The organism is Stenotrophomonas sp. YJH_SMC_65 (genome assembly GCF_059369475.1).
Genome location: NZ_JCAFSR010000001.1, coordinates 604,217 through 623,237 on the forward strand (window position 1 = coordinate 604,217; position 19,021 = coordinate 623,237).

General features: G+C 66.6%; 19 protein-coding genes and 1 tRNA gene. 10 read left to right on the forward strand and 10 right to left on the reverse strand.

Going from position 1 to position 19,021, the window contains the following annotated elements:
* Window positions 1-23 precede the first annotated feature (23 nt).
* The 3 genes from hutC to AC5P7A_RS02725 all read left to right on the forward strand — a co-directional run bounded on the left by hutC (window position 24) and on the right by AC5P7A_RS02725 (window position 1,430).
* Window positions 24-752, forward strand: a complete 729-nt coding sequence (hutC, locus tag AC5P7A_RS02715; RefSeq protein ID WP_032957259.1) for a histidine utilization transcriptional repressor HutC — start codon at window positions 24-26, stop codon at window positions 750-752.
* A gap of 94 nt (window positions 753-846) precedes the next feature.
* Window positions 847-1,029: a type II toxin-antitoxin system HicA family toxin gene (locus AC5P7A_RS02720; RefSeq protein ID WP_495219863.1), complete on the forward strand. Its 183-nt coding sequence runs from the start codon at window positions 847-849 to the stop codon at window positions 1,027-1,029.
* Between the two features lie 8 nt (window positions 1,030-1,037).
* Window positions 1,038-1,430, forward strand: coding sequence for a type II toxin-antitoxin system HicB family antitoxin (locus AC5P7A_RS02725; RefSeq protein ID WP_041863589.1), 393 nt, complete (start codon window positions 1,038-1,040; stop codon window positions 1,428-1,430).
* A 146-nt stretch (window positions 1,431-1,576) separates the two neighbouring features.
* On the opposite strand, the gene AC5P7A_RS02730 is transcribed toward AC5P7A_RS02725, so the two are convergent.
* The 3 genes from AC5P7A_RS02730 to AC5P7A_RS02740 form a co-directional block, all read right to left on the reverse strand.
* Window positions 1,577-2,581: a restriction endonuclease gene (locus AC5P7A_RS02730; RefSeq protein ID WP_495219864.1), complete on the reverse strand. Its 1,005-nt coding sequence runs from the start codon at window positions 2,579-2,581 to the stop codon at window positions 1,577-1,579.
* Window positions 2,582-2,817: 236 nt separating this feature from the next.
* The gene (locus AC5P7A_RS02735; protein ID WP_241887394.1) at window positions 2,818-3,309 is read right to left on the reverse strand and encodes a phasin family protein; all 492 of its coding nucleotides are present in this window, start codon (window positions 3,307-3,309) and stop codon (window positions 2,818-2,820) included.
* Between the two features lie 80 nt (window positions 3,310-3,389).
* The gene (locus AC5P7A_RS02740; protein WP_005417302.1) at window positions 3,390-3,665 is read right to left on the reverse strand and encodes a polyhydroxyalkanoic acid system family protein; all 276 of its coding nucleotides are present in this window, start codon (window positions 3,663-3,665) and stop codon (window positions 3,390-3,392) included.
* 125 nt (window positions 3,666-3,790) lie between these two features.
* Between AC5P7A_RS02740 and AC5P7A_RS02745 the strand changes: the two genes are divergently transcribed.
* The 4 genes from AC5P7A_RS02745 to aroA all read left to right on the forward strand — a co-directional run bounded on the left by AC5P7A_RS02745 (window position 3,791) and on the right by aroA (window position 8,790).
* On the forward strand, window positions 3,791-4,597 hold the full coding sequence (locus AC5P7A_RS02745) for an FHA domain-containing protein (RefSeq protein ID WP_495219865.1): 807 nt from the start codon (window positions 3,791-3,793) through the stop codon (window positions 4,595-4,597).
* Between the two features lie 472 nt (window positions 4,598-5,069).
* Entirely contained in the window at window positions 5,070-6,155 is a 1,086-nt protein-coding gene (gene serC, locus AC5P7A_RS02750) for a 3-phosphoserine/phosphohydroxythreonine transaminase (protein ID WP_014647617.1), read from the forward strand.
* Between the two features lie 51 nt (window positions 6,156-6,206).
* Window positions 6,207-7,406: a prephenate dehydratase gene (gene pheA / locus AC5P7A_RS02755; protein ID WP_111207050.1), complete on the forward strand. Its 1,200-nt coding sequence runs from the start codon at window positions 6,207-6,209 to the stop codon at window positions 7,404-7,406.
* 76 nt (window positions 7,407-7,482) lie between these two features.
* On the forward strand, window positions 7,483-8,790 hold the full coding sequence (gene aroA / locus AC5P7A_RS02760; protein WP_032961653.1) for a 3-phosphoshikimate 1-carboxyvinyltransferase: 1,308 nt from the start codon (window positions 7,483-7,485) through the stop codon (window positions 8,788-8,790).
* Window positions 8,791-8,976: 186 nt separating this feature from the next.
* Here the strand turns inward: aroA and AC5P7A_RS02765 are convergent, their stop codons facing one another.
* On the reverse strand, window positions 8,977-9,549 hold the full coding sequence (locus AC5P7A_RS02765) for an energy transducer TonB (protein ID WP_046431429.1): 573 nt from the start codon (window positions 9,547-9,549) through the stop codon (window positions 8,977-8,979).
* A gap of 119 nt (window positions 9,550-9,668) precedes the next feature.
* Window positions 9,669-10,307: an energy transducer TonB gene (locus tag AC5P7A_RS02770; RefSeq protein ID WP_111207052.1), complete on the reverse strand. Its 639-nt coding sequence runs from the start codon at window positions 10,305-10,307 to the stop codon at window positions 9,669-9,671.
* Between the two features lie 113 nt (window positions 10,308-10,420).
* Here AC5P7A_RS02770 and serS point away from each other — a divergent pair, with 113 nt between their 5' ends.
* On the forward strand, window positions 10,421-11,701 hold the full coding sequence (serS, locus tag AC5P7A_RS02775) for a serine--tRNA ligase (protein WP_014647612.1): 1,281 nt from the start codon (window positions 10,421-10,423) through the stop codon (window positions 11,699-11,701).
* 66 nt (window positions 11,702-11,767) lie between these two features.
* On the opposite strand, the gene AC5P7A_RS02780 is transcribed toward serS, so the two are convergent.
* Together AC5P7A_RS02780 and AC5P7A_RS02785 are read right to left on the reverse strand one after the other, a co-directional pair.
* Window positions 11,768-12,130: an SH3 domain-containing protein gene (locus tag AC5P7A_RS02780; protein WP_134809051.1), complete on the reverse strand. Its 363-nt coding sequence runs from the start codon at window positions 12,128-12,130 to the stop codon at window positions 11,768-11,770.
* Between the two features lie 136 nt (window positions 12,131-12,266).
* Window positions 12,267-12,854, reverse strand: coding sequence for an FMN-dependent NADH-azoreductase (locus AC5P7A_RS02785; protein WP_481452836.1), 588 nt, complete (start codon window positions 12,852-12,854; stop codon window positions 12,267-12,269).
* Window positions 12,855-12,982: 128 nt separating this feature from the next.
* Between AC5P7A_RS02785 and AC5P7A_RS02790 the strand changes: the two genes are divergently transcribed.
* Window positions 12,983-13,975, forward strand: a complete 993-nt coding sequence (locus tag AC5P7A_RS02790) for a LysR family transcriptional regulator (protein ID WP_005410175.1) — start codon at window positions 12,983-12,985, stop codon at window positions 13,973-13,975.
* A 72-nt stretch (window positions 13,976-14,047) separates the two neighbouring features.
* Here AC5P7A_RS02790 and AC5P7A_RS02795 read toward each other — a convergent pair whose 3' ends face one another.
* Window positions 14,048-15,394: a DUF7256 domain-containing protein gene (locus AC5P7A_RS02795; RefSeq protein ID WP_111207054.1), complete on the reverse strand. Its 1,347-nt coding sequence runs from the start codon at window positions 15,392-15,394 to the stop codon at window positions 14,048-14,050.
* 150 nt (window positions 15,395-15,544) lie between these two features.
* Between AC5P7A_RS02795 and AC5P7A_RS02800 the strand changes: the two genes are divergently transcribed.
* Window positions 15,545-15,634 (forward strand) — tRNA-Ser (locus tag AC5P7A_RS02800).
* A gap of 43 nt (window positions 15,635-15,677) precedes the next feature.
* Here the strand turns inward: AC5P7A_RS02800 and AC5P7A_RS02805 are convergent.
* Together AC5P7A_RS02805 and AC5P7A_RS02810 are read right to left on the reverse strand one after the other, a co-directional pair.
* Window positions 15,678-16,064 (reverse strand): DUF6713 family protein, encoded by a 387-nt coding sequence (locus AC5P7A_RS02805; RefSeq protein ID WP_111207074.1) that lies wholly within the window; start codon window positions 16,062-16,064, stop codon window positions 15,678-15,680.
* A gap of 127 nt (window positions 16,065-16,191) precedes the next feature.
* Window positions 16,192-18,945 carry a UvrD-helicase domain-containing protein gene (locus AC5P7A_RS02810; RefSeq protein ID WP_495219866.1) on the reverse strand — a complete coding sequence of 918 codons (2,754 nt, stop codon included), beginning with the start codon at window positions 18,943-18,945 and terminating at the stop codon, window positions 16,192-16,194.
* Between the last annotated feature and the right edge of the window lie 76 nt (window positions 18,946-19,021).

The window sequence follows — 19,021 nt, forward strand, 5'->3', positions numbered from 1 at the left end:
TCCCGCCACCGAGACCCCATTACGTGAAGGCCAGCAAGTCCGCCACGCTCAACCAGCGTATCCGCAGCGATCTGGAAAGCCGCATCCTCAGTGGAGAGTGGGCGCCGGGCTTCCGGATTCCGTACGAGCACGAGTTGATGGAGCAGTACGGATGCTCGCGGATGACGGTGAACAAGGTGCTGACCGCACTGGCCGAGAGCGGCATGATCGAGCGCCGCCGTCGCGCGGGTTCGTTCGTGGCGCGGCAGCCACCGCACCTGGAGCAGGTGGCGCTGGAGATTCCCGATATCGCGATGGAAGTCGGCTCGCGGGGACATCAGTACGCCTATCGACTGCTGCAGCGCGACCTGCGCCTGGCCGATGCCGGCAATGCCGGCGAAGTCGAGCTGGCCGGCAGCGAAATGCTGCTGGCGATGCGCTGCCTGCACCTGGCCGATGGCCGCCCGCTGGCACTGGAGCACCGCCTGATCAGCCCGGTGGGCGTGCCCGAGGTGTTGGAGGTCGACTTCAGCACCACCGCCCCGGGCAGCTGGCTGCTGCAGAACGTGTCCTGGACCCGTGCCCAGCATCGCATCAGTGCCTGGGGCGCGGATACTGCCACCGCCAGGCTGCTGGATGTGAAGCCCGGTACCGCCTGCCTGGTGATCGAACGCCTGACCTGGCGTGGCGAACAGCCGATCACCCGCGTTCGCCAGGTGTTCCTGGGGGATGCCTGGGACCTGGTGGCGCGCTTCGCGCCGGGCGCGCGATAGGGATTCCATCCACGCATGGCGTGGATCTACTCTGCCGAAACGACTGTCGCCTTGAACTCTGTCGGGGCGTGTGTACGATGTGTATCGTCCCTGCATGAAGAGCAGGGACCTCATCCGGAAACTGGAAGCGGCAGGTTGGATCTGTCGTCGGATCCGCGGATCCCATCATGTATTCGTGCACTCGCAGCACCCTCACATCATCACCGTTCCTCACCCAAGGAAGGATCTGGGGAAAGGGCTGGTGCAGGCGTTGCGGAAGCTCGCAGGACTGACGTAGGAGGGCCCATGCGATATCCAGTCTTGATCGAGGCGGGCGATGAGCGCACCGCGTGGGGTGTGGTCGTTCCAGATCTGCCGGGGTGCTTCTCAGCGGCCGACACGCTTGATGATGCGCTCACTGCGGCGGAAGAGGCGGCGCTCGCCTGGATTGATGTGGCCCTGGATGAGGGGCGCTCGATTCCGACACCTTCAGCGCCGCAGAAGATCGCCGCCGAGGCATCCAAGGACATCTGTTGGATTCTTGCGTACATCTGCGTTGATCCGGCTCTGCTGGACGACACCATCGAGCGGGTCAATATCAGCCTGCCACGCCGGATCCTGGCGAGGCTGGATGCGCAGGCCAGAGCGGCGGGTGAATCGCGCTCCAGTTACATCGCCCATCTCGCGGCATTGGGCTGAGCAGGCGCCATGTGGAGCCGAGCCCATGCTCGGCTGCTGTTCGCGCGTGGCTCAACTCTGCAAAGGCATCCACGCGTGGCGTGGATCTACCAAGGGGTCGCGCATCGGGATTCAGTAGATCCACGCCATGCGCGGATGCTGCGCCATCAATACGTAGCGCACTGCCGCCAGCGTACGGGCTCATCCACGCCGGGGCGGGCGTTGAGCTGGATGCGCACGTTGCGCAGCGCGGGGTAGTGCAGCACTTCCTCGCAGACCAGCGGCCACACCGCGTCCAGTTCGCCGGTGCGGTTGATCGCCAGTGTCTGCCGGGTCAGCCAGACACCGCTGGCGATGCCGGGCTTGCCGGCCAGGGCGCGGGCCAGATCGGCCTGGAAGCGCTCCAGCGTGGCGGCATCGGGGTCGGGATTGCTGCGCGCGTCGGTCGCGGGGGCGACGGCAGGCGTGGGAGCGGGGGCGACCGCAGGGACTGCTTCGATCGGGGCGGGTGCGGCTGAAGGCGCGGCCGAAGGCGTTGCCACCACCGGCGCCGCAGCGACCGGAGTGGCCTCTTCCACATGCAGGCCCTGCAGACCCAAGCCGACAAGCAGCCCCAGCGTGGCCGCACCCAGTGCGGCAATGGCAATGCGGCGCAGCGCTTCGTGCCGGGCGCTGGCGCGCACGCGCGCTTCGATATCGGCAGGGAGGTAGGGCTGCAGCAACGGCCACAGGCGCGGCCCGTCCAGCACTTCAACCGCCTGCTTCTCGGCGGCGCCACGGCCGTCGCGCTCGATACGGCCTTCGGTCAGCAGTACGCCACCCTTGGCGCCGGCCAGGCGCGCGGCCGCACCCAGTTCGTTCACTGCGGCGGTGCCGATGCGGTAGGCCAGGCCGTGCTTGCACGACACCAGCCATTGATTGGGGCCATCGCTGAGCAGGAAGTCGCTGCTCGGCTCGCGGGCATCTTCGGCCGGATCGATCAGCTCACGCAGGCCGCGCTGTTCGCGCAGCATGCGCTTGACCAGAACCGAGAATTCGCGCCAGTGCATGCCTCCCAGAGCCTGCAGGCCGAGTTGCATCTCCTTCTGCCGCCGCTTGATCCACCACAGATAGACAACGGCCAGGGAACAGGTAAGCAGGGCCGACAGCAGGGCCAGGATCCAAGGGAGCATGCAGGAGTAGGGCGGAAGGGGCGAAAGCGGAGAGCGACAGTGTAAAGGTCGCGGTGCCCGGCTGGGTCAGGATGTTCCTGACAGGAAGCGTGATGGAGCGCGCAGAACGGTATACGACGGACACGAAAAACCCGCCAATCCTGAAGCCGTGAGGGGAGGGAACAAACGGCAGCCGAAGCGATTGGCGGGTTGCTCGCGATTGTCAATCAAAATTTATTGCATTGCAACAATTGCGCTCAGGGAATGCTGTCCGGCGATTGATGGCTGCCCGGTGCGGGGGCATCTGCACCCGAAGCCGCCCGGTTTTCCAGCCTGGCCAGGCGCGCGTGCAGGGCATCGATGCGGGCTTCCAGCGCGGTCACCTCGTCGGACGTGGGCACATGCAGCCGCTTGAGCACGCCCTGCACCTGGTCATCGAAGGCCTTCTCGACCTTGTTCCAGGTGCCCGAGGCCTTCTCGCGGGCTTCATCCAGGGACGATTCGACGTTGTCACGCCAGCCCGGGCCCTGTTCGCCGCTGCGTTCACGGCGGCGGGCTTCCCAGGCTTCGCCTTCCTTCACCAGGCCGTCGAAGAAGCGGCTGCCCTCGGCCTGCGCGCGCCCCAGCGCACCCAGCCCGGCCAGCCAGACCTGTTGCGCCGAATCGCTGAGCTTGCGCGAGAAGCGCTCGGCCTGGTCACCGAAAGAGGCGTCGTCGTTGCGGCGGTCGTCGTTCTCGTAGTGGTTCATCGCACTTCCCGTGGGAGTTGGGCCTGCCCCGAGAGTAGCGCGCGGTGGCGTTGCACGGCCGTGATGGCCGCCGCCAGGATTCAGCCCAGCTTTTCCTTCAGCACGCGCTGGATCTCGCCTTCGACCATGCCCTTCATCGCCGACAGCAGGAAACCGAGCTTGGCGGTCACGCGCACGGCGCCCGGCTGCAGTTCGATCGCACCGTCCACACCGCTGCCGGAGAAGTTCAGGACGTCGGCGGTCCAGGACGACTTCAGGCCGAAGCGCTCGGACAGCTTGGCAGCGACCTGTTCGATCGCGGCGCGCGCCTGTGCGTCGGGCAGGGCGTGGGCGTGGCGGACATCGATGGTGGACATGCAGGCTCCTGGCGCAGGGCGGGGATGATCAAAGAGGGCGAGCATTGTGCGCATCAAGGGCCGCCGCGCCAAGCACTCATCGTGGGTTCTTCTTCGTTGGCGACCAACCTGCTAGGCTGCGCCGCGTGCAGAACCTGCTAGTTCACTTCAGTCAGCAACAACAGCCCGACCAGCCCCTGCGGCCCGGGGTGCAGCGCATCGTGCGCCAGGCCAACGGCAGCGTGCGGCTCGGTGATGCCGGCCACGGCGCCCTGCTGCTGGCCCAGTTCTGCATGGACGATCGCGGCCTCTGGCTGCAGGTCGGCAATGGCATCCGCGGCATCCACGTCAATGGTCGACCGGTGCGCCGGATGGCCCTGCTGCGCGCGGGCGATGCGGTATACGTGGATGGCGTGGAGATGGTGCTGCAGGGCGAAGTCGAGAGCCTGCTGCAGGCGCCTGCGCCGAAGAGCGAGGATGGCAGCGACGAGCAGCAACGACTGCTGCGCGGTGTCGGTGGCCTGCACCATGGCCGCAGTTTCACCCTGTCGCAGGCCCGCCTGATCGGCCGCGGCAACGAGGCCGACATCGCCATCGATGACCCGGCCTTCGCCGAACAGCATGCCCGCGTGGAAGTGCACGGCGAGCGCGTGCTGCTGCGCGACCTGGGCAGCGCCGACGGTACCCGGGTCAACGGCGTGGCCGTGCGCCACTGCTGGCTGCAGGCCGGCGACCAGGTCGTGTTCGATGGCCAGCACCGGTTCGTGCTGGAAGTGCCGCACGATCCGCGCCGGCGGCCGCTGCCCGCCGAGGACGACGCCAGCCACGAGGCCGAGCAGGCGCCGGTGCTGCCGGCCGCGCCGCGCAGGGTCCGGCGCTGGCCGTGGCTGCTGGTGAGTGCGCTGCTGCTGGCCGCACTGCTCAGCCTGCTGCTCTGGTTCGGCGCGCGCTGATCTGAATCCGCTGGGTCCGCGCCCTGGTGGGTGCCGACCTTGATCGGCACGCTCCGTCGGCGGGCTTGACGCCTGGCAGCACACGGCTTTGGTAGGTGCCGACCTTGGTCGGCACGCTTGTTCGGCGGGCATGACGCCTGACGGCGTACGCCGACCAAGGTCGGCGACTACCGGGGCTTTGCTGCTGATCTGAATCCGCTGGGTCCGCGCGCTGGTGGGTGCCGACCTTGATCGGCACGCTCCGTCGGCGGGCTTGACGCCTGGCAGCACACGGCTTTGGTAGGTGCCGACCTTGGTCGGCACGCTTTTTCGGCGGGCATGACGCCTGACGGCGTACGCCGACCAAGGTCGGCGACTACCGGCGGCACGCCTGCGGCGAATGGATTCCAATGAAACCAAATTTCCCTTGCCGCACTAGGCCGCAAGGCTGGTGCACTGCGGCATACTAGGGGTCTTGCCCCACAGGTGTGACATGACGCGCGCGTTCAACTTCAGTGCCGGCCCTGCGACCTTGCCGGAATCGGTCCTGCGCCAGGCGCAGGCGGAAATGCTGGACTGGCACGGTAGTGGTGCCTCGATCGTGGAAATGAGCCATCGCGGCGCGGAATTCATGTCCGTGGCCGCCGAGGCCGAGGCCGACCTGCGCCGCCTGCTCGATATCCCCGACGACTACGCGGTGCTGTTCCTGTCCGGTGGCGCCACCACCCAGCAGGCGCTGATCCCGCTCAACTTCGCCAGCCCCGGCCAGCGCGCCGACTACGTGGTCAGTGGCCATTGGGGAAAGACTGCGGTCAAGCAGGCCGGCGTCTACGTCGACGTCAACATTGCCGCCAGCAGCGAGCCCGACGGCTATCGCACGCTGCCGCCCCGCGCCGACTGGCAGCTCTCGCCCGACGCCGCCTATGTGCACATCACCGCCAACGAGACGATCCACGGCGTCGAGTTCCGTGATGTGCCGGATACCGGCGATGTGCCGCTGGTGGCGGACTTCAGCTCATCCATCGCCAGCGAGCCGCTGGATGTACGCCGCTACGGTGTGATCTATGCCGGCGCGCAGAAGAACCTGGGCCCGGTCGGCATCGCAGTGATGATCGTCCGCCGCGACCTGCTCGAGCGTACTGGCCAGCCGCGTGCGGACATCTTCGATTACCGCTCGCATGTCGCCCGCGATTCGATGCTCAACACCCCGCCGACCTGGAACTGGTATCTGGCCGGCCTGGTGTTCAAGTGGATGCTGGCCGAAGGCGGCGTGGCCGAATTCGCCAGGCGCAATGCCGCCAAGGCGGCACTGGTGTACGGCGCCATCGATGGCTCCGGCGGCTTCTACCGCAACGAGGTCGCGCATGCGGCACGCTCGCGGATGAACATCCCGTTCTTCCTGCCCGATGCCGGGCTTGATGCCCGCTTCGTCGCCGAAGCCAAGGCTGCCGGCCTGCTGGCGCTGAAGGGACACAAGGTGGTCGGGGGCATCCGTGCCTCGCTGTACAACGCCATGCCGCTGGCCGGGGCCGAGGCGCTGGTCGCCTTCATGGCCGATTTCCAGCAGCGTCACGGCTGAGCAATGAACGGCGCGCACCGTCGGGTGCGGGTCCCGCAACAAGGAATTCCGATGGCAAGCAGCAAATCCAGCAAGAAGGCGCCGAAGAAGGCCGAACCGGCCAAGGACAGCGCGCCCAGCAAGGCGAAGGGCAAGGCCAAGGCCGCCTCGAACCCGGCACCCACCCTGGCACCGCTGGCGCTGGCCGATGTGCGCTCGAAGATCGACCAGATCGACCGTGACATCCAGAGCCTGATCGCCGAGCGCGCGCGCTTCGCCCACCAGGTCGGCAAGGCCAAGGGCAAGCTGGCCGCCGCTGTCGACTACTACCGCCCCGAGCGCGAAGCGCAGGTGCTGCGCATGGTGGTGGACCGCAATGAAGGCCCGCTCAGCGACGAGCTGCTGGTGCATGTCTATCGCGAGATCATGTCGGCCTGCCTGGCCCAGCAGGAGCCGCTGAAGATCGGCTACCTCGGCCCGGAAGGCACCTTCAGCCAGCAGGCCGTGCTCAAGCACTTCGGCCGCTCCGCGCTGGGCCTGCCGATGGCCAGCATCGAGGAAGTGTTCCAGGAAGTGGAAGCGGGCAACGCCGATTTCGGCGTGGTGCCGGTGGAGAATTCGGGACAGGGCACCATCCAGATCACCCTGGACATGTTCCTGACCTCCAACCTGAAGATCTGTGGCGAAGTGGAACTGCGCGTGCAGCAGTACCTGATGTCGCGCAGCGGCCGCATCGAGGACATCGAGCGCATCTACGCACACCCGCAGTCGTTCATGCAGACCTCGGCGTGGCTGCGCGCCAACCTGCCGAAGGCCGAGAAGATTCCGGTGTCGAGCAATGCCGAGGGTGCGCGTCGCGCGCGCAACGCCGACGACGCAGCGGCCATCGGCGGCGAGAGTGCCGGCCACGTGTACGGCCTGAAGAAGGTGGTCACCAAGCCGATCCAGAATGATGCCGACAACACCACCCGCTTCCTGGTGGTGGGCCGCAACATCTTCCCGACCTCCGGCCACGACCGCACCTCGGTGCTGGTGTTCATCCATGACAAGCCCGGTGCGCTGTTCGATGTGCTCAGCCCGTTCGCCCGCCACGGCATCAGCATGAACCGCATCGAGTCGCGGCCGTCGCACCACGGCAAGTGGGAATACGGCTTCTTCATTGACCTGGCCGGCCACATCGACGACGCGCCGATGCAGGCGGCGCTGGCCGAACTGGAAGCGCACTCGGCGCAGATCAAGGTGCTGGGCTCCTACCCGGTGGCCGTGCCCTGAGTGCTGCTGTGGCGGCCCTGGCCGCCGCTCCCTGATGCATCGCCGGCGCTGCCGGCGTTTACGGAACGATCGAACGATGAGCAACGCGCAACACTGGATCGCCCGCAAGGGCCAGCCGCTGCAGGGCAGCCTGACCATTCCCGGCGACAAGTCGGTCTCGCACCGCTCGGTGATGTTCGCCGCGCTGGCCGATGGTACTTCGCATATCGAAGGCTTCCTGGAAGGCGAGGACACCCGCGCCACCGCGCGCATCTTCAGCCAGCTGGGTGTGCGCATCGAAACCCCCAGCCCGTCGCAGCGCATCGTGCACGGCGTCGGTATCGACGGCCTGAAAGCGCCGGAGGCACCGCTGGACTGCGGCAATGCCGGCACCGGCATGCGCCTGCTGGCCGGCCTGCTGGCGGGCCAGGCGTTCGACTGCACGCTGATCGGCGATGAGTCGCTGTCCGGCCGCCCGATGCGCCGTGTCACCGGCCCGCTGTCGCAGATGGGCGCAAGGATCGATACCCAGGACGACGGCACGCCGCCGCTGCACGTGCATGGCGGCCAGACGCTGCATGGCATCGACTTCGCCTCGCCGGTGGCCAGCGCACAGATCAAGTCGGCCGTGCTGCTGGCCGGCCTGTACGCGCAGGGCGAAACCCGCGTGGTGGAACCCCACCCGACCCGCGACTACACCGAACGCATGCTGTCCGCGTTCGGCGTGGACATCGAATTCTCGCCGGGCAAGGCGCGCCTGCGGGGCGGCCAGCGCCTGCGCGCCACGGACATCGTGGTGCCGGCCGATTTTTCCTCGGCGGCGTTCTACCTGGTCGCCGCCAGCATCATTCCCGGCTCCGAGCTGCGCCTGAAGCAGGTCGGCCTGAACCCGCGTCGCACCGGCCTGCTGCACGCGCTGCGCCTGATGGGGGCGGATATCACCGAAGAGAATCCGGCCGAGCAGGGCGGTGAGCCGGTGGCCGATCTGGTGGTGCGCTACGCTCCGCTGAAGGGCGCGCGTATTCCCGAAGCACTGGTGCCGGACATGATCGACGAGTTCCCGGCGCTGTTCGTGGCCGCCGCCGCCGCCGAAGGCCAGACCGTGGTGAGCGGTGCTGCCGAACTGCGGGTGAAGGAATCCGATCGTCTTGCGGCGATGGCCACTGGCCTGCGCGCGCTGGGCATGCAGGTGGACGAGACCGAGGATGGCGCCACCCTGCACGGCGGGGCTCGGCTGGGGAGTGGCACCATCGAAAGCCACGGCGACCATCGCATCGCCATGGCATTCGCCATTGCCGGCCAGATCAGCGACGGCGAAGTGCGCATCAACGACATCGCCAACGTCGCCACGTCCTTCCCGGACTTCGATGGCCTGGCGCGCAGCGCCGGCTTCAACCTGGCCTGATCGGCGGATCGCGTTTTCCGGTAGGTGCCAACCTTGGTTGGCACGCTCACATCACCCGGTAGGTGCCAACCTTGGTTGGCACGCTCACATCGCCCGGTAGGTGCCAACCTTGGTTGGCACGCCTCTCCCGATAAAAGGACGGAGGCCGAAGCCTCCGTCTAAACATCACGAACCCCTCGTCCGCGATCAACGCTGTTCGGTACGGAAATCCACCGGGACCCGCACCACACTGGCCACTGCACGGCCTTCATGCATCGCCGGCTGGAACTTCCAGTTCTGCACGGCGCTCAGCACCGCGCGATCCAGGTCACGGCTGCGTTCGCCGCTGCGCGAAACAATCGCGGCATTGGTCACCTGGCCGCGGCTATCGACATTCAGGCTGGCGATCACGCTGCCCTGTACGCCATTACGCAGCGCGGCGGCGGGGTAGGTCGGCTTGATGTTGCCTGCCAGCGGGCGCGCCTCGCGATTGCGTACCGCAGGGGCGGCTTTGCGCTGGTTGCCGACCGGTGCGGCCTGGCGGGCCGCCGGCTCCTGCGCGTCGGCCACCGGCGCCTGCTCGGGGGCGGGCAGCATGCGCTCGCCGACCGGTGCCGGCGCCACGTCTTCCTGATTCGAGTGACGCAGCCAGAGCAGCGCGGCGGCAAACATCGCCACGATCAGCGCGATCCACATCCAGGGCGACGTGGGCTTGTGCTGTTCGCTGGCGTCTTGCTGCAGCTGCGGCGAATGAAGGTCTTCGTGGGTGGTGGCGGTCATCGCAAACTCCTTCCGTCAATGGACGACGGGGAGAGTGTTGCGCGGGCCAGTGGCTGGAAGTGTCAGCGTTGCGTCAACGTCACCGGCAGGGTTCAGGTTGCCTGCCGGGAAACGTTCAGTTACTGGGTCTTGAAGTCGAACGGCACTTCAATGCTGCCCGGTACGGCCTGGCCGTTGCTCTGCGCCGGGGTGAAACGCCAGCGGCGCACGGCGTCGGTGGCGGCACGGTCGAGCTCGCGTGAGCCGCTGCGCTGGATGACCGTGGCATTGTTCGGGTAGCCGGTGGCATCCACGTCCACGCGCACCACCACGCTGCCGGTCTCGCCCGCGCGCAGGGCCGCGGCCGGGTAGGCCGGCGGCGGCGACTGGCCGGCAATCGGCATCGGCTGGCTGTTGCCGGTGGCGGCTGGCGCAGGGGCCGGCGTGGCCGGGGCCGGTTCAGCGATGGGCGCCGGCGGCGGCGGGGCGGTTTCGACCAGCTTCGGGGCGTCGTCCTCTACCGGGGCCGGCTTGGCATCGGGCATGTCGCTGGAGCCTGCGGCGGCGGCCAGCGGTTCCGGCAGCGGTTCCACCTGCGCGGTCTCCTGCGGGGTCTGCGCGGCCGGATCGGCACGGAAGAACTCCTTGTCGCGGCCGGTCAACCAGACCAGCACGAACAACAGCACGCCCACGCCGAAAGCGATGCCGGCGATCTTCAGGGCGTTGCGCGGGATATGCACAGTGAACGACTTGGCGGACGACGAGCGGGGTGCAGACATGGACCGGACCAGTACGGAATAGCCCGATTCTGCCACGCCAGGAATGAACCGGGCGGCAGAAATCCGTATAACAAGCGATAATCCCATCCCTGATACCCACCACGACACCTGCCATGCTTGATCCAGCCCTGCTCCGCCACCAGCCCGCCGACCTCGCCGAACGCCTGCGCACCAGCCGCGGCTTCGAGCTCGACGTGTCTGCCCTGGAGTCCCTGGAGGCGGATCGCAAGCGCATCCAGGTGCGGACCCAGGAGCTGCAGAGCCTGCGCAACAGCCGTTCCAAGGCCATCGGCCAGGCCAAGGCCAAGGGCGAGGACGTCTCGGCCATCATGGCCGAGGTCGCTGCCTTCGCCGACGAGCTGAAGGCTTCGGAAGTGGCGCTGGACGAGCTGCGCGAGAAGATCGAAGCGATCTCGATGGGCATTCCGAACCTGCCGGCCGACGACGTGCCGGCCGGTGCCGACGAGAACGACAACGTCGAGCAGGCGCGCTGGGGTACCCCGCGCCAGTTCGATTTCAAGGTGCTCGACCACGTCGAACTGGGCGCCCGCAACGGCTGGCTGGACGGCGAGACCGCGGCCAAGCTGTCCGGCTCGCGCTTCACCGTGCTGCGTGGCCCGATCGCGCGCCTGCACCGCGCCCTGGCCCAGTTCATGGTCGACCTGCACACCGGCGAGCACGGCTACGAGGAGACCAACGTGCCGCTGCTGGTCAACGCCGACTCGCTGCGCGGCACCAGCCAGCTGCCGAAGTTCGAGGACGACCTGTTCAAGACCGCCGTGGGCGACTCCACGCGTTACCTGATCCCGACCTCGGAAGTGCCGCTGACCAACATCGTGCGCGATGAGATCGTCGACGCCGAGCGCCTGCCGCTGCGCATGACCGCCCACTCGATGTGCTTCCGTGCCGAGGCCGGCAGCGGTGGCCGCGACGTGCGCGGCATGATCCGCCAGCATCAGTTCGAGAAGGTCGAGCTGGTCTCGATCAGCCGCCCGGAAGACAGCGACGCCGAACACCAGCGCATGACCCGCTGCGCCGAAGTGGTGCTGGAAAAGCTGGGCCTGCCGTACCGCAAGGTGCTGCTGTGCACCGGCGACATGGGCTTCTCGGCGGTGAAGACCTACGACCTGGAAGTCTGGCTGCCGTCGCAGGAAACTTACCGCGAGATTTCCTCGTGCTCGAACTGTGGTGACTTCCAGGCCCGCCGCATGCAGGCGCGCTGGCGCAACCCGGCCACCGGCAAGCCGGAGCTGGCGCACACGCTGAACGGCTCGGGTGTGGCCGTTGGCCGCGCGATGATCGCGGTGATGGAGAACTACCAGAATGCCGACGGCAGCATCACCGTGCCGGAGGCCCTGCGCCCGTACATGGGTGGCCTGGAAACCATTGGCTGATAGCCGGCGCTTCGCGCCGCCGCCCGAGCATGGGCTCGGGCGCTACAGATCTGTGTAGAGCCGAGCCTATGCTCGGCTCTCCTTTATGGCCCGCAGCTTCTCGAACGGCACCCATCCCGGTTCGCCGTTCTCCGGCACGCACCATGCCCAGCCATTGAGCGTGCGCATCCCGCGCAGCGTCTGGCCGGGGTCCACATCCAGTTCGCGCGCGCAGTAATCCTGCGTGGCAAACGCGCCACCCTGCGCATCGCGGCCGATCACCGGCGCCGGCACGAATCCGGGCTGCTGCCCCTCGGCCTCGCAGAGGAACCAGTCGTCCCAGCCCTCCGGGCCTTCATAACGTTCGCCCACCACCAGCGCCTGGCCGCGGCGCAGGATGATCGGGTGCGGAAATTCGCTGCGGTGCGCAGCCGTCACGATGTAGTTCATGCCCCCAGCCTAGCGCGCCGCAAAAGAAAACGGCCCCGCACAGCGGGGCCGCCAGGGTGGGCCGGGAGGGGGAGGGGATCCCGGCCCGCGTTCAGCGCCCAGACGAGGAGAGAGGGGCGCCGAACGTTGGAACGCGTTACGCCGCGACGGCTTCGGCCGCTTCGTGCGACGGCAGCGCCGCCAGCGCACCGGCGATGGCGTCTTCACGGTGCTGCGGCGAGTAGGCGATGCCCTCGGCGCGCACGAACTCGACTTCGTTGATGCCCATGAAGGCGAACACCTGACGCAGGAACGGCTCCTGGAAGTCGGCCGGCGAGTCGGTATAGATGCCGCCACGGCTGCTGGCGATGATCACCCGCTTGCCACCGGCCAGGCCCACCGGGCCGTTCTCGGTGTACTTGAAGGTGCGGCCGGCCACGGCCACGCGGTCGATCCAGGCCTTCAACGTGGATGGGATGCTGAAGTTGTACATCGGCGCGCCGATCACCACGATGTCGGCCTCCAGGAACTGCTGCATCACCTGTTCAGCATCGGTCGCTTCAGCGGCGTCGGTCTTGGCCAGCGAGCTGCTGCGCAGGTGCGGTACCGGATTGGCGTCAAGATCGCGATAATCGACCTGCAGGCTGTCGATCTGGCTGGCGAGGCGGGCGACCACGGCGGCCGACAGCTGGCGCGAGACGGAGTTGTCGCCAAGCACGCTGGCGTCGAGATGCAGAAGCTTCATGGCAGTCACCTATGTTCTGGGAGGAAGGGGGCGGGGTGGCCCCGCCGACGGAGAGAACGATAGGTTGTTGCAAAGGCGGAATAAAGGTGATTGAATGCCACGTATTGTTCTAGATATGGAACTCGGGCATGCATGACCTGAATGACCTGTACTACTTCGCGATGGTGGTCGACCACGGCGGATTCGCCGCCGCCGAGCGCGCTTTGGGCATCCCCAAGTCGCGACTGAGCCGCCGCATCAGCCAGCTGGAAACCGACCTGGGCGTGCGCCTGCTGCAGCGCTCCACGCGCCGTTTCGCGGTCACCGATGTCGGCACCAGCGTGCACCGGCATGCGCAGACGATGCTGGCCGAGGCCCAGGCCGCCCGCGAAGTGGTGGACCGCCTCAGCGCCGAACCGCGCGGCGTGGTGCGCGCCAGCGTGCCGGTGTCACTGGCGCAGATGCAGCTGCCCAAGCTGCTGCCCAAGTTCCTTGAGCAGTATCCGAAGGTGCGGCTGCAGCTGAACATCAGCAACCGCCGCGTGGACATCATCAACGAAGGCTACGACGTGGCCCTGCGCGTGCGTTCGCGCCTGGACGACGACGGCAGCCTGGTGATGCGCAGCTTCGGCCAGGTGCAGGAACTGCTGGTGGCCAGCCCGAAGTACCTCGACCGCGCCGGCCGCCCCAAGGACCCGGAAGAGCTGACCCAGCACGTGACCCTCAGCATCAGCGAAGACGAAGCCCGCCAGCGCTGGGAACTGCATGGCCCGGAAGGCGAAGTGCGCCGGGTCGACCTGCAGCCGCGCGTGGCCGGCTTCGACTTCCCGCTGCTGCAGAGCATGGTGAAGGACGGTTTCGGCATCACCATGCTGCCGGAAACCGTGTGCGCCGACGCCGTGCGTAATGGCGAGCTGGAAGTGGTGCTGCCGGACTGGTCGCTGCCGCAGGGCGTGTGCCACGCCGTGTTCGCCTCGCGCCGCGGCCTGCTGCCGGCGGTGCGCGTGTTCATCGACTTCCTGGCCGAGCACCTGCCGCCGCAGCTGGAGGCCTCGCGCCTGGATTGCGGTGGCGCCTGTGAAAAGGCCAAGGAGCGGATCAAGGCCAGTGCACTGGGTGCGCTGGCGGTGGATGCGGGCTGAGAGCTGCTGCACCGCTTCCGTGAAGAAAAGCCCCGGCGACGTTCCGGGGCTTTTTACTTCAATGCGACGGTGTCATCCGCACGCCCAGTCGATCTTCATCTGCTGCAGATCCAACTGTGCGTTGCCGCCACCGAAATTGAAGCCGCCAAAACCCTCCTCGAATTCGAGGTAGTAGGGGCCGAACTCAGGGTAGCCCTGCTGGGGCTGCATTGTTCCGCCGAGGTGGGCAATGGAATCCCAGCGACTCAGGTTCAGTTCCTCACCGCGCTCGCTGAATGCTTCGATGTATCCACTGATGGCGCATTCGCTTTCCCACTCCCGCGGTGATCTCCCAACGTTGGGATCGTCAGCGCGGATGCCTGTGCTGATCGGCAATGCAACGGCCTCGCTGGAGGCGCCTCCGATTCCTGCGCCCGGGATGACGGCATTTCCGTTCCTGGTGTACAGCCATCGCTCGTAGAAATAGCTCGCGTAGTCCTGTCCGATCCAGCTCGGAGGGGCACCCAGCAGGGCTGAATTCAGCTTGGGCGGCAGGCTCAGCTCACCATCAAACTCCTGCTGTGTAAGCCAGATGGCGCAGAATTGCGTTCCAAGGATGTCTTCCATGCTGTGGCTGTGCGCATGCTTGGCCTGGCGATGCTGCCAGAAGGGAAGCAGGTCGCGGCCCTCTGGCGGGGTCATGGAAAGGGGAGAGGTGAAGTATTCCGCGATTTCCTCGACGGTGCAGAGCTCCTCCTGCTGGTCGTCGACGAACAGAGAGAGAGCAACCAGCTCATTTCCCTTGGTTCGGTACTCCGAGGGCAGGTGCAACGTAAAGGCGTGCCGCAGCGGGTGCCCGTTGCTGGAACTCAAAGGCCATTGTTCAGCGGTGATGCCTGGGGGAAGGCCCAGTGTCCAGCCTCCGGCCCATTCGCTGCCCCGGCCTGCTTTGGGGAGCACGCGCTGAGGGCCAAGCGCGATGTCAAAGGCCTTGGTCAACGTCGGATCGAATATGGGCGCTGCAGGTTCACAGTAGGTGGCATTCGGGTTCTCCAGGCGAATGCTCCTTACCGTGTTGTCCCGCGTGTTCACGTTCGCGGCCACCTGCAATCCGTCATCCGTGATGAAGCCGAAGGTCGCCCATCCCTCGCATGAGTCCTCTGGCTCTTCCGGCAGTACAGCGAGGCGAGGATTGTTGGCGAGAGCGTCGCCGATGGCCATGCCTGTACGCAGGCCCTCGACCAGCACCGTCTTGGGCATTGAACAGGCGAAAATGACGTATCCAATGGCTCGATCGCTATCCAGTCGAACGAAAACGTCCTTGCTCAGGCAAGTCAGATGACCTTGTTCATCCGGCTCCTTCCATCGGGTGCCCAGAAGTTGGGCCAGGGCGCTTGAAGGCATGCCCGGGCGTATGTTCAGGAGGCTGGAGTTGTCCATGGGGTGGGGACCAGAGGGAATTGGTCACTCTAGCCAGCCGGGGCGTGGGAAGGCTATCGGATTAGTTGCAGATGGGCGTGGCGTAGGGGTCTTGGGCAAATCGCCCGGCCGTGCGAGAATGCGTGCCCGGCCAGCAGGCTGTGCCGACACGGAGAGATGGCCGAGCGGTTTAAGGCACCGGTCTTGAAAACCGGCGAAGGGTCAAACCTTCCGTGGGTTCGAATCCCACTCTCTCCGCCAGTTGATTCAAAGAGCCCCTGGATTCAGGGGCTTTTTCGTCTCGTCAGTCCACGCCATCGATCTGCACGCGAGCCGGGGTAGCACGGCGGCCTTGCATGAGGAGCCCGACGCCGGCCACGAGGCAGGCCGCCAACGTTGCGATGGAGAACGGAAGCAGGAACTCGTCACGACCGGCCGCGGCGAAGCCCGCATGAATCATGGCGGTGCCGGCGCCAACTGTCCCGCACAGGCTGGCATACGCCCGCGCGGAGGGCTTGGCCAGCACAACCTGGCGATAGCCATGCAGCAGGGCGCCCACAGCGATCAGGTTGAAAGCCAGAAACCCCTGGACGCCGCCGGGAAGGCCGAACAGGGTCCACTCGTGCCAGAACGCTGCATCAATCTGGTGCAGGACCAACGCCAGCAGTGTTGCCAGATACCACCGTTCCATGGGGTCGTCCATTTGAATGTCGGCAAAGTCTAGCAGCCGGAGTGAGTGGTCGATCTCCGGCCTGGGCGAAGCTCACGGTGACGGTGAGGGCAGTGCGCACATCGCCAGGAAAGCGCAGAAAATGCGCTCACCCCCTACGCCCGCCCTTAGGCTTGTTGTGGCACAACGGGTAACTCGAGCACGACCGGAAAGCCCCATGTGGCCCATTCCGGTCCACGAATACGCCCACCTTGCACACCGGGCAGCGCTCATCGTGGATGGCCGCGCCTGAAATCGCGGTTACTTCCACTGCCCCGTCCTTCACCAGCTCATCCAGGAATGGCGAGTGCTTGCCCTGCAGGGTGAACATCGCGACCGACCGTCGCGCACGCGTCAGCGCGACATAGAACAGGCGCCGTTCTTCGCTCAGCGGATAGGTATCGCCGTCCGGCATTGCCAGCGAAAGCACCGGGTCATCCGCGCGCAGGCTCGGGAAGCTGCGGTTGATCATGCCCGGCAGGATCACGTAGTCCGCCTCGCGCCCCTTCGATCGATGTGCGGTAAGGAACTCGACGTCCATCGTGCTGCCGAAGGCCGTCTTCCAATCCGAAGGCATCGCACCGCGATCCGCGCGATACCGCCCCAGAACAAAGACCGTCACGCGCCCGGTGCGGCCCTGCGGCACTGCACCTGACAACAGTTGCTGGTGCAGCTTCGCAAGGAACTGGCGAACGCCATCCTGCACCTCCTCGCGCCGGTTCACCTGGAACGCCTGCAGCACCGGGCCCATTGTCGGCGCAGCAGAGCGAACGTTTTTGGCGATCTGCGCGGGGTTGCGGCTGATGAAGCGGCTGGACACATCACACAGTGCCTGTGGGCAGCGGAACGTCTGCTCCAGTTTCAGCACCTGGCCATGGCCCATCCATTCGCGGAATCCAGTCATCACCGCAACGTCGGCGCCAGCGAAGCGATTGATCGATTGCCAGTCATCGCCCACCGCAAACAGATGGCGGCCCGGTTGGCTGACCAGGGCACGGCAGAGGCGCGCGCGGGCGCGCGATGCGTCCTGGAATTCGTCGGCCATCACCAGTTCGTAGGGCGATTCATAGTGGCCCTGTTCCAGCAGCCCGGCCGCCATGTTGAGCATGTCTTCGAAGTCGATGCTGCGCTCGTCAGCCAGTGCGTTGTCCCAGGCCTGGAAAACCGGCCCGGCGATCTCCAGGAAGCGCCGGTAGCGTTCCTTGAACTGATCCTCGGGCATCTGCCGCAGGCGCGCCGCCATATCGTCCAGTGTCAGGCAGTTGCTCTTGGCATGGGCAATGAAGGTGCGCATCAGGCCAATCAGGTCTGCGTCCGGCATCGGCTTGGCGCCTTGATCAGGCAGCTCGCGGTCCGGGTTCGGGTCGAGCTCGACATCAGACGCGCCAAGCCGCTCGGCAAGATGCTGCAGGGCCTGTCCACTGCGCAGGCCAAACGACGTCGTCTCGACCAGAGCGGTGCCGCGCGCCACATGCTGCTGGCGCTTCCAGTGCATCCCTTCGCTGTAGTTGGCAAAGTGCTTCGGCGGCTGGCCATCGGCATCCAGCGCAAAGTGCTCGTGATACAGCTGGGCGTCCGGATAGTAGAAGTCCGGGCGATACTGGCGATGGGTGTCTGTCGCGGTATCGAATTCGTAGCGCCGCTCGTAGTCGTACGCCACGCCGTTGTAGAACAGCCAATCGGCGATGACGCACTCCTCCAGGCTCTTCACCCGCTCACCCTTCAGGGTGCGGATGTAGGGCGTGCCATCGCGGTCGTAACCATCGGCCATCATGTCGGCACCGAACGGCGGCAGGTCGCGCCCGAACACCAGGCGGAACATGTCCCACTGGGTGCGGAAATGGGTCGAGCGGTCCTTCAGGTCGTCCACCAGTTCGGCCAGCTTGTTGAAGCCCAGCGTGGCGTCGATCGCCCATTCCGGGATATCCGGCTTGCGCCCTGTGGCTTTGGCGATGATGGCCAGGCCCAGGGCGTGGAAAGTCCGGGCTTCCACCACGGTGTCGCCCCTGCCGAGCCGGTCGAAGCATCGCTGCGCGCGCTCCTCCAGCTCCTGGGCGGCGTCCTTGTTGAAGGCGAGCATCACGATCCGTTCGGGTTCGACAAAGCCGCGGTCGATGGCATAAGCGGCCTTGGCGACCATTGTGGCGGTTTTCCCAGAGCCGGCCGCGGCCACGACCTGTACCCGGTTGTCGAAGCAGATGACGGCGTGGGCTTGTTCCTCGGTCAGGGGCTTGCTCTCGACCCGGTCCAGGAAGTCCTTGGCCAGCACCCGCTCGCGCTCTGCCATGGTCGCGTTGGCCTCGGCCCAGACGGCGGGCCAATCCAGCTGCCAGTCGTGCAGGGCGTCCAGCGCCATGCGGTGGCCGGGCGCGTGCAGGTCGTCGTGCACCTCCTCGTCGAGGAACAGCTGCTCCAGCTCGGCGGGCGGCAGGGGCAGGGCGGGGCGGTCGGCCAGCAACGCCTGCTGCTGTTCGTGGGTGATCCAGCGGCGGCCGGTGGTGCCTCGGTCGGTAAGCGCGTCTGCTTCGGCCAGCCACGCCTGGATCTCCGCCAGAGCGCGCTCAAACAGTGCTTTGCGCCCACGCCTGGAGCGCGCGAAAAGCATATGCTGCACGGCAGCCGCAAGCCGGGAGCCCTGGCTGTTGGGCAGCCCATCCACGGACAGTGCTTCACCGTGCTCGGTCGTCAGTTCGACCCGGGACCAGAGCACGCCGCGAACGACCCGCACGCTGTGTTCGTTCGCCACCTGCTGGCGGTACTGCCTGCCGTCGATCAAAAGCGCGAGCTGTTCGCCATCCAGCTGCAACTGCCAGTCCGGCGAGCGGGTCACACGCTGGCCCCAGCCCGAGGGGCGCCATTCCATAGACATCCAGATACTGCCTTGCGTACGTCACCGGGCGTAAAGTGCCCTTGCCGCCCCATGATAAGGCGGCTTGGCA

Bases quoted from the DNA above. Each gene is read 5' to 3' on its own strand.
- serC (WP_014647617.1), top strand. From the start codon at position 5,070: ATGACGCGCGCGTTCAACTTCAGTGCCGGCCCTGCGACCTTGCCGGAA.
- AC5P7A_RS02720 (WP_495219863.1), top strand. From the start codon at position 847: ATGAAGAGCAGGGACCTCATCCGGAAACTGGAAGCGGCAGGTTGGATC.
- pheA (WP_111207050.1), top strand. From the start codon at position 6,207: ATGGCAAGCAGCAAATCCAGCAAGAAGGCGCCGAAGAAGGCCGAACCG.
- AC5P7A_RS02785 (WP_481452836.1), bottom strand. From the start codon at position 12,854: ATGAAGCTTCTGCATCTCGACGCCAGCGTGCTTGGCGACAACTCCGTC.
- AC5P7A_RS02765 (WP_046431429.1), bottom strand. From the start codon at position 9,549: ATGACCGCCACCACCCACGAAGACCTTCATTCGCCGCAGCTGCAGCAA.
- AC5P7A_RS02790 (WP_005410175.1), top strand. From the start codon at position 12,983: ATGCATGACCTGAATGACCTGTACTACTTCGCGATGGTGGTCGACCAC.
- AC5P7A_RS02725 (WP_041863589.1), top strand. From the start codon at position 1,038: ATGCGATATCCAGTCTTGATCGAGGCGGGCGATGAGCGCACCGCGTGG.
- AC5P7A_RS02740 (WP_005417302.1), bottom strand. From the start codon at position 3,665: ATGTCCACCATCGATGTCCGCCACGCCCACGCCCTGCCCGACGCACAG.
- aroA (WP_032961653.1), top strand. From the start codon at position 7,483: ATGAGCAACGCGCAACACTGGATCGCCCGCAAGGGCCAGCCGCTGCAG.
- AC5P7A_RS02810 (WP_495219866.1), bottom strand. From the start codon at position 18,945: ATGGAATGGCGCCCCTCGGGCTGGGGCCAGCGTGTGACCCGCTCGCCG.
- AC5P7A_RS02805 (WP_111207074.1), bottom strand. From the start codon at position 16,064: ATGGAACGGTGGTATCTGGCAACACTGCTGGCGTTGGTCCTGCACCAG.
- AC5P7A_RS02730 (WP_495219864.1), bottom strand. From the start codon at position 2,581: ATGCTCCCTTGGATCCTGGCCCTGCTGTCGGCCCTGCTTACCTGTTCC.
- AC5P7A_RS02770 (WP_111207052.1), bottom strand. From the start codon at position 10,307: ATGTCTGCACCCCGCTCGTCGTCCGCCAAGTCGTTCACTGTGCATATC.
- AC5P7A_RS02795 (WP_111207054.1), bottom strand. From the start codon at position 15,394: ATGGACAACTCCAGCCTCCTGAACATACGCCCGGGCATGCCTTCAAGC.
- AC5P7A_RS02735 (WP_241887394.1), bottom strand. From the start codon at position 3,309: ATGAACCACTACGAGAACGACGACCGCCGCAACGACGACGCCTCTTTC.
- AC5P7A_RS02780 (WP_134809051.1), bottom strand. From the start codon at position 12,130: ATGAACTACATCGTGACGGCTGCGCACCGCAGCGAATTTCCGCACCCG.
- serS (WP_014647612.1), top strand. From the start codon at position 10,421: ATGCTTGATCCAGCCCTGCTCCGCCACCAGCCCGCCGACCTCGCCGAA.